Below are 9,788 nucleotides of genomic sequence, written 5' to 3' on the forward strand. Positions count from 1 at the left end.
ACAGTCGCCCGATGCTGTGTATCGACTTTCCTATCGCCACCGCCCGGCTGATACTCCGCCCGTTCCGGCCCGAGGACGCGGAGGACGTTTACGAGTACCAGCGCCGGCCCGACGTCGCCCGCTTCATGCGGTGGGAGCCGCGCGGACCGGAGGATGTCCGGGTGGCGGTGGAGCAGATGGCCCGGGAGACCAAACTGGACTCGGACGGGGACTGTCTCAGCCTGGCGGTCGTCGAGCCGGGCACGGGGACGGTCATTGGGCAGGTCGAACTGGTCCTGATCAGCGCGGAACACCGCCAGGGCGAGCTCGGCTATGTCTTCCACCCCGCCCACCAGGGCAAAGGCTTCGCCACCGAGGCCGCCTTCGCGGTCCTGCACCTGGGATTCGACGCACTGGAGCTGCACCGGGTGATCGGCCGCTGCCACGCGGACAATGCCGCCTCCGCCGGGCTCCTCGAACGGCTGGGCATGCGCCGGGAGGCCCATTTCATCGGAACGGAGTTTTTCAAGGGGGCGTGGCGCGACGACCTGGTGTACTCCATTCTCGGGCGGGAGTGGCGGGCCTCAGCCGTCCCCCGGAGCACGTCACGCACCCCTGAAGCGGCACCGACACGTGCCCTTGAGTGAGATCAACGAGCAACCCGGCGAACCTATGCGGTCACAGCACTACTGAGGATTGATGCGTGATGTCGCCGGGGCTTGTGGCGAGGCCGGTGCCGATGAGGCAGCCGGTGATGATGGTGGGTCGGTACTGGATCTGGCGTAGGCCCCGGCGGACTGCGGTGACCAGGTGCGTGTAGTCGGTGAAGGCGATGTTGGCCAGGCTGGTGCGTCGCAGGCTGGACCAGATCCCTTCCACGGGGTTGAGGTCGGGTGCATAGGCCGGCAACTGGGACGGACACGTTTTCGTAACGAATACCGGGCGGCCGGGGTCGGCAGACAACCTGTATCAGACCCTCCAGCGTGTCCGTGCGACGGCGGGCCTCGGCAAGATGAATCCCAAGGGTCTGCGGAAGTCGTGCGGCACTCTGCTGGTGCACCTCAAGGTCCATCCCCGGGTGACCAAGGCGGTGCTTCGGCACAGTCGGATCTCGACCACATTGGACATCTACGCGGAGGCGCTGGACCCCGACGTGATCGAGGCGATCGGGCAGCTGGATCGGCTCCTGCGGCAGCCGGCGCGGCTGGAGTCGCTGCGGAGTGTCACGCGTGAGGACGCCGATCAGCCCGACTGATGTCAGCTGTGGATGTCACGGCCTCCTGGCCCGCGAATCGTCGCAGGTCAGGGGGCCGTTTTCATGCGTCAGCCCGGGATCATCCCATTACCTGATCGTGACCTGGAGCACGAGACGGGCACAAAGCTGCCAGGGCATCGGGGGTGACCGGCGAAACCACGCCGTTTTCGGTGACTATTGCCGTTATCAGACCCGCGGGTGTGATGTCGAACGCAGGGTTGTACGCCTGGGTGCCGAGCGGCGCCACAGGGTTTCCGGCCGATTCGGTCACTTCGTGCCCGGGACGCTGCTCGATCTCGATGGACGTACCGTCGGCGGTCCCCTGGTCGACGGTGGTGGTGGGGGCGACGACGATGAAGGGCACGTTGTGGTACCGGGCGAGCACGGCGAGCGGATAGCTGCCGACCTTGTTGGCGACGGAGCCGTCCGCGGCGATGCGGTCGGCGCCGATCAGGACCGCGTGGACGTTGCCGGCGGCGAAGAGTGAACCGGCGGCGTTGTCGGTGAGCAGGGTGTACGCCATGCCGGAACGGGCGGCCTCGTAGGCGGTGAGACGGGCGCCCTGGAGCAGGGGGCGCGTCTCGTCGACCCACAGGCGGCGCAGCTGGCCCTGGCGGTGCGCGGCGAGGGCGACGGCGAACGCGGTGCCTTCCCCGCCGGACACGAGCGCACCGGTGTTGCAGTGGGTGAGGATCTGGTAGCCGCCGCCGGGGAGGAGCTCGGCGAGCAGCTGGAGGCCGTGCCGGGCCATGGCGGCACTGGCCTCCTTGTCCTCGGCGTGGAGGCTGCGGGCCTCGGCCAGTGCCGCCGCCGCGGCGCGTTCGGGGTCGCCGCCGGCGCTGCCGGTGAGGGCGGCCCGGTAGGCGGCGAGGGCCCGCCGGACGCCGTAGGCGAGGTTCACGGCGGTGGGCCGGGCGTGGGCGAGGGATTCAGCGGCCTCGTCCACGTCGTAGCCGCGGACGGCGGCCAGTGCGACGCCGTAGGCACCCGCTATGCCGAGCAGCGGGGCGCCGCGCACGGCGAGGCCGCAGATGGCCTCGACGAGGGCGGGGACGTCGGTGCAGACCAGCTCCACTTCCTCGCCGGGCAGCCTGGTCTGGTCGAGGAGGACGAGGACGGGACCCTCCGGCGGCTCCTCCCAGCGCAGCGCCGGCAGGGGCTCGTCGGGATTGCCCTTGGAATCGTTGGCCAGAGTTACCACGTGCTGATCACCCATCTGCTCAGTCTGCCGTGAACGGCAGCACGTTTTGAACGGTTGCGGTACTCCGCATCCGCAGGTACAAGCCCACTGCGCCCATGGCACGATGGCCACCGTCCCGCCGTTGGACGAGTAGGTAGCGCAGTAATGAAGGAGCGACGATGAACGACTCTCCGGGCTGGGCCTCGCCCGGATCCTCACCCTCCGGCGACCCGGGCCGCACCGACGGTCCCGGCGAGCCGCAGGACGCTGCGCCGCAGAACTGGTCCCAGCAGCAGCCGCCCGCCGGGCAGTGGCAGGCAACCGGCGGCTGGGGCGCCCCGCCCCCGCCCACTGGCCCCGTCTGGGGCGGCCCGGCACCCTCCGGCTGGCAGCAGCCGCACTGGGGTGTGCCGCCGTCGCCCAAGCCCGGCGTCATCCCGCTGCGGCCTCTGGGCATGGGTGAGATCCTCGACGGCGCGGTCTCGACGATGCGCGCGCACTGGCGCACCGTGCTCACCATCTCCCTCGCGGTCTCGCTGCTGACCCAGGGCGCCATGCTGCTGGTCCAGGGGCTCATGCTCGACGACAGCGCGACGATCAACTCCCTCGACGAAGGTGCCGACCCCTCGTTCGGCGACGTCATGAACGCCGTCGGAGGCACGCTGGCCGCCGGAGGTCTCGCCCTGGTCATCACCCTGCTCGGGTCGGTGATCGCCACGGCGATGCTCACCATGGTCATCAGCCGGGCCGTGCTCGGCCGCCAGGTGACCTTGAGCGAAGCATGGTCCGACGCCCGCCACCAGCTGCCGCGTCTGTTGGGGCTGACGCTGCTGCTCAGCCTGATCGGCGGCGTGATCATCGGCATCGGCATCGTCCCCGGCGTCCTCGTCGCGGTCGGCGGCTCCACAGCCGCGGGTGTGGGCCTGGCGTTCCTCGGCGGCGTGGTCGCCCTCGGCGTGGTCGTCTGGCTGATGATCCGCTTCAGCCTCGCGTCGCCCGCCCTCATGCTGGAGAAGCAGGGCGTCCTCAAGTCCATGGCCCGCTCGGTCAAGTTGGTCCGGGGTTCGTGGTGGCGCATTCTGGGCATCCAGTTGCTCACCATGATCCTCGTCTACATCGTCTCGTCGATCATCCAGATTCCCTTCGTGGTGGTGGGAATGGCCGCCGGGAGCGACGGCCTGTCGGCCTTCGCCTCGGGCAACCAGGCAGGTCTCGGCTGGACGTATCTGATCGTCATCGGGATCGGCGCCGTCATCGGATCCACCATCACCTTCCCCATCCAGGCCGGCGTTACCGCCCTGCTCTACATGGATCAGCGGATCCGCCGCGAGGCCCTGGACATCGAACTCGCCCGCGCCGCGGGCGTCCCCGGCCACTCCGACGCCCTCGGCGCCGCCGGCGCACCCGGCAACAGCTCGGCCACCGGCGGCTGACGCCGGTGTCGGGGGAGGACGTACCGGTCACCATTCCCCGCGGCCCGGCCCGCGAGGCCGCCGAGGACGAACTGTCCAAGGGGATCTACCACCGCGACGACCCGAGCCTGCTCGAACGCGCCCTGAACTGGCTCTGGGAGAAGTTCGACCATCTGCTGGACACCGCCTCCGGGGCCACCCCCGGAGGCGCCGCCGGCCTGGTGACGATCGTCGTCGTGGTCGTGCTGCTGGTCATCGCCCTGCGACTGCGGCTCGGCAAGCTGCGCGCCCAGCCCGCCACGGGCACCGGGCTGTTCGCCGACGTCCCGCGGACCGCCGCCGAACACCGCGCCGCCGCCGAGGAACACGCGCGACACAACCGGTGGAGCGAGGCCGTCCGGGAACGGATGCGCGCGATCGTGCGCTCCCTGGAGGAACGGACCCTGCTCGACCCCCGCCCCGGCCGGACCGCGGACGAGGCCGCCGCCGAAGCGGGCCGCACCCTCCCCGGCCTCGCCGCCCGCCTCGCGGACGCCGCCCGCACCTTCGACGACGTCACTTACGGGGACCGCCCGGGCACCCAGGACGCCTACGCTGCCCTGCGCGAACTCGACACCGAAGTGCAGCGCACCAAGCCCCGGTTGGCCGAGAGCGGCACGACCGCCGCCGGAGGTTCCCGCCCGTGACCGACACCCTGTCCCCGGCGCAGGCACCCGCCCCGGCCACGACCTCGGCCTCCCCGACAGCGGGCCAGTTGTGGACCCGCTCGCGCACCCTGCTCGCGGCACTCCTCACCCTGATCCTCTTCGGCGTCCTCTATGCCGCCGCACGCACCGGTGAGAACCATGACGCACTCGACCCCCGTTCTCCCGACCCGTCCGGCAGCCGGGCCGTCGCTCAACTCCTCCGCGACCAGGGTGTGACCACCGAGGTCGTCACCACGACCGACGAGGCCGTGGCCGCCGCCGGTCCCGGCGCCACCGTCCTCGTCACCGCGCCCGATCTATTGACGAAGTATCAGCAGGACGCGGTGCACAAGGCGATGGAGCGCTCGGGCGGCCGCTTCGTCCTCCTCGCCCCCGGCGAGCCCTCCATCGGGCGACTCGCTCCGGGCGTCCATTACACGGGGCCCGTCCCCGTCCGTGTCCTCGAACCCGGGTGCGGGCTGACCGCCGCCCGCACCGCCGGCTCCGCCGAGACCGGAGGCGGCAGCTACGCGACGTCCTCCGGCGACGCCGACCGCTGCTACCCGGATGCCCCGGGCGACTCCACCCTGCTGCGCCTCCCCGCAGCCAACGGCGGCGACACCGTCGTTCTCGGCACCCACACGCTCCTGCAGAACGAGAACCTCGCCGAACAGGGCAACGCCTCGCTCGCCATGCAGATCCTCGGCGCCCACCCGAAACTCGTCTGGTACCTCCCTTCACTCAGCGACGCCTCCGCCTTCGGCGGCGGCCAGGAAAGCTTCCTCGACCTCATCCCCGACGGCTGGAACTGGGCGGTGCTCCAGCTGTTCATCGCCGCCGCCCTCGCGGCTCTCTGGCGCGCCCGTCGCCTCGGCCCCGTCGTCGTCGAGCGGCTGCCCGCCACCGTCCGCGCCTCCGAAGCGACCGAAGGACGTGCCCGCCTCTACCGCCACGGCCGAGCCCGAGGCCGTGCCGCAGAGGTGCTGCGCACCGCCGCACGCGACCGCCTCGCCCCGCTGCTCGGCGTCCCCCCGGCCCAGGCACACGACCCGGACGTCCTGCCCGCCGCGGTGGCCGTCCGGCTCGACGACCCCGCCGTCGACCCGCACAGCCTGCTGCACGGTCCCCCTCCCCCCGACGACGCGGCCCTGCTGCGTCTCGCCGACGACCTCGACGCACTGGAACGCCGCGTCCTTCTCAACGAGAGGAAAGCCACCCCGTGAGCGCCGCCCCGACCGCCGACAGCGCCCGTGCCTCCTTGGAGGCCCTGCGCACCGAAATCGCCAAGGCCGTCGTCGGCCAGGACCCGGCCGTCACCGGCCTGGTCGTGGCCCTGCTCTGCCGGGGCCACGTCCTCCTCGAAGGCGTCCCCGGAGTCGCCAAGACCCTTCTCGTGCGCGCCCTGGCCGCATCCCTCCAGCTCGAGACCAAGCGGGTCCAGTTCACCCCCGACCTGATGCCCAGCGACATCACCGGCTCCCTCGTCTACGATGCCCGCACCGCCGAGTTCTCCTTCCAGGCGGGACCCGTCTTCACCAATCTGCTGCTCGCCGACGAGATCAACCGCACCCCGCCCAAGACCCAGGCATCCCTCCTGGAAGCCATGGAGGAGCGCCAGGTGTCCGTCGACGGCATCCCACGGCCGCTGCCCGAGCCGTTCCTCGTCGCGGCGACCCAGAACCCCGTCGAGTACGAGGGCACCTACCCCCTCCCCGAAGCACAGCTGGACCGCTTTCTCCTGAAGCTGGTCCTGCCGCTGCCCTCCCGTGAGACCGAGATCGACGTCCTCACCCGTCACGCCGACGGCTTCAACCCCCGGGACCTGGACTCCGCCGGTCTGCGTCCGGTCGCCGGCCCCGCCGACCTCGACGCCGCCCGGGCGGCAGTCGCCAAGACGCAGGTCTCCGCCGACATCACGGCCTACATCGTCGATATCTGCCGAGCCACCCGCGAATCCCCCTCTCTCACCCTCGGTGTCTCCCCCCGGGGAGCCACCGCCCTGCTCGCCACCGCCCGCGCCTGGGCCTGGCTGACCGGCCGCGACTACGTCATCCCCGACGACGTCAAAGCCCTCGCCCTCCCCACCCTCCGGCACCGCATCCAACTGCGGCCCGAAGCCGAGATGGAAGGCACCACACCCGACTCCGTGATCACCTCGGTCCTCGCCCGCGTCCCCGTACCGCGCTGAGACGGGCGACGACCCACCATGGCAATCACCGGACGTACCGCCCTACTGGCCGCCCTCGGCGCCCTCGCCGTCGGTCTGCTGCTCCCCGGCTGGAACGGCATCCTGCTCGTCGAAGGCGTCCTTCTGTTCGGAATTCTGTGCGATCTCGCACTCGCCGCGCCAGTACGAAAGCTCCATTTCACCCGATCTGGTGAGACATCCGTTCGACTCGGAGAGACGGCGGAGGTCGCCCTCACGGTGACCAACCCCAGCCGGCGCCCGCTTCGTGCCCGCCTCCGCGACGCCTGGCCACCCAGCAGCTGGTACCCGGGTACCGAGGTCGACGCGTCGCGTCACCGGCTGGCCATCCCGCCCGCCGAGCGCCGCCGAGTGACCACCACACTGCATCCCACCCGCCGCGGCGACCGGCACGCCGAACGCGTCACCGTCCGCTCCTACGGCCCCCTCGGCCTGGCCGCGAGGCAGGGCTCCCACCGCGTCCCCTGGACGCTCCGGGTCCTCCCGCCCTTCCACAGCCGCAAACACCTGCCGTCACGCCTGGCCCGTCTCCGGGAACTCGACGGACGCACGTCCGTGCTCATCCGGGGCCAAGGAACCGAATTCGACTCGCTCCGCGAGTACATCCCCGGAGACGACACCCGTTCCATCGACTGGCGGGCGACCGCACGCCGGGCCACCGTCGCCGTCCGCACCTGGCGCCCCGCACGCGACCGCCACATCCTCATCGTCCTCGACACCGGCCGCACCGCCGCCGGCCGCGTCGGCGACGCACCCCGCCTCGACGCCGCCATGGACGCAGCCCTGCTGCTGGCAGTCCTCGCAGGCCGGGCGGGCGACCGCGTCGACCTCCTGGCCTACGACCGCCGTGTTCGCGCATCCGTCCAGGGCAGGGCAGCCCGCGACATGCTCCCCGCTCTGGTCAACGCCATGGCTCCGCTCGAGGCCGAGCTTGTCGAGCCCGACGCCCGCGGTCTGGTCGCCACAGTCCTCCAGCGCGCCACGCAGCGCTCCCTCGTCGTCTTCCTCACGGGGCTCGACGCAGCACCCATGGGAGAGGGCCTGCTGCCCGTCCTCCCCCAGCTCACCCACCGCCACGAGGTCCTCATCGCCTCTGTGGCCGATCCCCGTATCGAGGAGATGGCCGAGGGCCGCGGCAGCGTGGACGCCGTGTACGCGGCCGCGGCCGCCGAACAGGCACGGGCTGAACGCCGCCGCGTCGCCCAGCGCCTCTCCCGGCACAACATCACCGTCGTCGATGCCCCGCCCGCCGACATCGCCCCCGCACTGGCGGATGCCTATCTCGCTCTCAAGGCCGCAGGCCGGCTGTAGAGAACGGTGCGCGAGAGGATCCTGAAAGCGGTCAGGGCGGGCAGAAGGCACTCTGCCCGCCCTGTGCTTCGGCCGGTCAACGTATGAGGGCCAACGCAAAAAAGCCCCGGCTCCCGAGTGATTAAACTCGGGAGCCGGGGCTCAATATTTGTTCGGCGGCGTCCTACTCTCCCACAGGGTCCCCCCTGCAGTACCATCGGCGCTGAAAGGCTTAGCTTCCGGGTTCGGAATGTAACCGGGCGTTTCCCTAACGCTATGACCACCGAAACACTATGAAACCATCGAACCGGCACCAACCACCCCACAAAAGCAGGGGGCCGGGGTTCGTTGTTTCAGAACTACACAGTGGACGCGAGCAACCTATGGACAAGCCCTCGGCTTATTAGTACCGGTCAGCTCCACCCATTACTGGGCTTCCACATCCGGCCTATCAACCCAGTCGTCTACTGGGAGCCTTAACCCCTCAAAGGGGGTGGGAGTCCTCATCTCGAAGCAGGCTTCCCGCTTAGATGCTTTCAGCGGTTATCCCTCCCGAACGTAGCCAACCAGCCATGCCCTTGGCAGGACAACTGGCACACCAGAGGTTCGTCCGTCCCGGTCCTCTCGTACTAGGGACAGCCCTTCTCAAGACTCCTACGCGCACAGCGGATAGGGACCGAACTGTCTCACGACGTTCTAAACCCAGCTCGCGTACCGCTTTAATGGGCGAACAGCCCAACCCTTGGGACCGACTCCAGCCCCAGGATGCGACGAGCCGACATCGAGGTGCCAAACCATCCCGTCGATATGGACTCTTGGGGAAGATCAGCCTGTTATCCCCGGGGTACCTTTTATCCGTTGAGCGACGGCGCTTCCACAAGCCACCGCCGGATCACTAGTCCCTACTTTCGTACCTGCTCGACCCGTCAGTCTCACAGTCAAGCTCCCTTGTGCACTTACACTCAACACCTGATTGCCAACCAGGCTGAGGGAACCTTTGGGCGCCTCCGTTACTCTTTAGGAGGCAACCGCCCCAGTTAAACTACCCACCAGACACTGTCCCTGATCCGGATCACGGACCGAGGTTAGACATCCAGCACGACCAGAGTGGTATTTCAACGACGACTCCACAATGGCTGGCGCCACCGCTTCACAGTCTCCCACCTATCCTACACAAGCCGAACCGAACACCAATATCAAGCTATAGTAAAGGTCCCGGGGTCTTTCCGTCCTGCTGCGCGAAACGAGCATCTTTACTCGTAGTGCAATTTCACCGGGCCTATGGTTGAGACAGTCGAGAAGTCGTTACGCCATTCGTGCAGGTCGGAACTTACCCGACAAGGAATTTCGCTACCTTAGGATGGTTATAGTTACCACCGCCGTTTACTGGCGCTTAAGTTCTCAGCTTCGCCCCACCGAAATGGAGCTAACCGGTCCCCTTAACGTTCCAGCACCGGGCAGGCGTCAGTCCGTATACATCGCCTTACGGCTTCGCACGGACCTGTGTTTTTAGTAAACAGTCGCTTCTCGCTGGTCTCTGCGGCCACCACCAGCTCAGGGAGCAAATCCCCTCACCAGCAATGGCCCCCCTTCTCCCGAAGTTACGGGGGCATTTTGCCGAGTTCCTTAACCATAGTTCACCCGAACGCCTCGGTATTCTCTACCTGACCACCTGAGTCGGTTTAGGGTACGGGCCGCCATGAAACTCGCTAGAGGCTTTTCTCGACAGCATAGGATCATCCACTTCACCACAATCGGCTCGGCATCAGGTCTCAGCCTC

7 protein-coding genes, 2 rRNA genes and 2 pseudogenes are annotated in these 9,788 nt (G+C 68.8%); 7 read left to right on the forward strand and 4 right to left on the reverse strand.

Annotated elements, in window-relative coordinates:
• Window positions 1-11 precede the first annotated feature (11 nt).
• The gene (locus PV342_RS15230; RefSeq protein ID WP_500317452.1) at window positions 12-626 is read left to right on the forward strand and encodes a GNAT family N-acetyltransferase; all 615 of its coding nucleotides are present in this window, start codon (window positions 12-14) and stop codon (window positions 624-626) included.
• Between the two features lie 31 nt (window positions 627-657).
• Here PV342_RS15230 and PV342_RS15235 read toward each other — a convergent pair.
• A pseudogene (locus tag PV342_RS15235) lies at window positions 658-888 on the reverse strand (IS630 family transposase); the annotation flags it as partial.
• A 22-nt stretch (window positions 889-910) separates the two neighbouring features.
• Between PV342_RS15235 and PV342_RS15240 the strand changes: the two are divergent.
• Window positions 911-1,234, forward strand: a pseudogene (locus PV342_RS15240) (tyrosine-type recombinase/integrase); the annotation flags it as partial.
• Between the two features lie 79 nt (window positions 1,235-1,313).
• On the opposite strand, the gene mtnA reads toward PV342_RS15240, so the two are convergent.
• A complete protein-coding gene (gene mtnA, locus PV342_RS15245; protein WP_400808731.1) occupies window positions 1,314-2,450 on the reverse strand; it encodes an S-methyl-5-thioribose-1-phosphate isomerase in 1,137 nt (378 codons plus the stop codon).
• 143 nt (window positions 2,451-2,593) lie between these two features.
• Here mtnA and PV342_RS15250 point away from each other — a divergent pair, with 143 nt between their 5' ends.
• From PV342_RS15250 to PV342_RS15270, 5 genes are read left to right on the forward strand one after another with little or no spacing between them, the layout of a single operon-like run.
• Window positions 2,594-3,847 carry a DUF7847 domain-containing protein gene (locus PV342_RS15250; protein ID WP_500317454.1) on the forward strand — a complete coding sequence of 418 codons (1,254 nt, stop codon included), beginning with the start codon at window positions 2,594-2,596 and terminating at the stop codon, window positions 3,845-3,847.
• 5 nt (window positions 3,848-3,852) lie between these two features.
• Window positions 3,853-4,512: a DUF4129 domain-containing protein gene (locus tag PV342_RS15255; protein ID WP_433420511.1), complete on the forward strand. Its 660-nt coding sequence runs from the start codon at window positions 3,853-3,855 to the stop codon at window positions 4,510-4,512.
• Window positions 4,509-5,735 (forward strand): DUF4350 domain-containing protein, encoded by a 1,227-nt coding sequence (locus PV342_RS15260; RefSeq protein WP_500317456.1) that lies wholly within the window; start codon window positions 4,509-4,511, stop codon window positions 5,733-5,735. Before PV342_RS15255 ends, PV342_RS15260 begins: the two co-directional genes overlap by 4 nt.
• Complete coding sequence (locus PV342_RS15265; protein ID WP_500317458.1) at window positions 5,732-6,700, forward strand: AAA family ATPase; 969 nt, start codon at window positions 5,732-5,734, stop codon at window positions 6,698-6,700. Before PV342_RS15260 ends, PV342_RS15265 begins: the two co-directional genes overlap by 4 nt.
• Before the next feature lie 18 nt (window positions 6,701-6,718).
• Window positions 6,719-8,029 (forward strand): DUF58 domain-containing protein, encoded by a 1,311-nt coding sequence (locus PV342_RS15270; protein WP_500317460.1) that lies wholly within the window; start codon window positions 6,719-6,721, stop codon window positions 8,027-8,029.
• A 150-nt stretch (window positions 8,030-8,179) separates the two neighbouring features.
• Here PV342_RS15270 and rrf read toward each other — a convergent pair.
• Both rrf and PV342_RS15280 read right to left on the reverse strand, forming a co-directional pair.
• Window positions 8,180-8,296, reverse strand: a 5S ribosomal RNA gene (gene rrf / locus PV342_RS15275).
• Between the two features lie 95 nt (window positions 8,297-8,391).
• Window positions 8,392-9,788: ribosomal RNA gene (locus PV342_RS15280) — 23S ribosomal RNA — on the reverse strand; the annotation flags it as partial.

The organism is Streptomyces sp. PA03-3a (assembly GCF_033792735.1).
Taxonomy (GTDB): domain Bacteria; phylum Actinomycetota; class Actinomycetes; order Streptomycetales; family Streptomycetaceae; genus Actinacidiphila.

What these genes read in the sequence shown, in the direction of transcription:
- PV342_RS15250 (WP_500317454.1), top strand. Translation starts at nt 2,594, where the DNA reads ATGAACGACTCTCCGGGCTGGGCCTCGCCCGGATCCTCACCCTCCGGC.
- PV342_RS15270 (WP_500317460.1), top strand. Translation starts at nt 6,719, where the DNA reads ATGGCAATCACCGGACGTACCGCCCTACTGGCCGCCCTCGGCGCCCTC.
- PV342_RS15230 (WP_500317452.1), top strand. Translation starts at nt 12, where the DNA reads ATGCTGTGTATCGACTTTCCTATCGCCACCGCCCGGCTGATACTCCGC.
- mtnA (WP_400808731.1), bottom strand. Translation starts at nt 2,450, where the DNA reads ATGGGTGATCAGCACGTGGTAACTCTGGCCAACGATTCCAAGGGCAAT.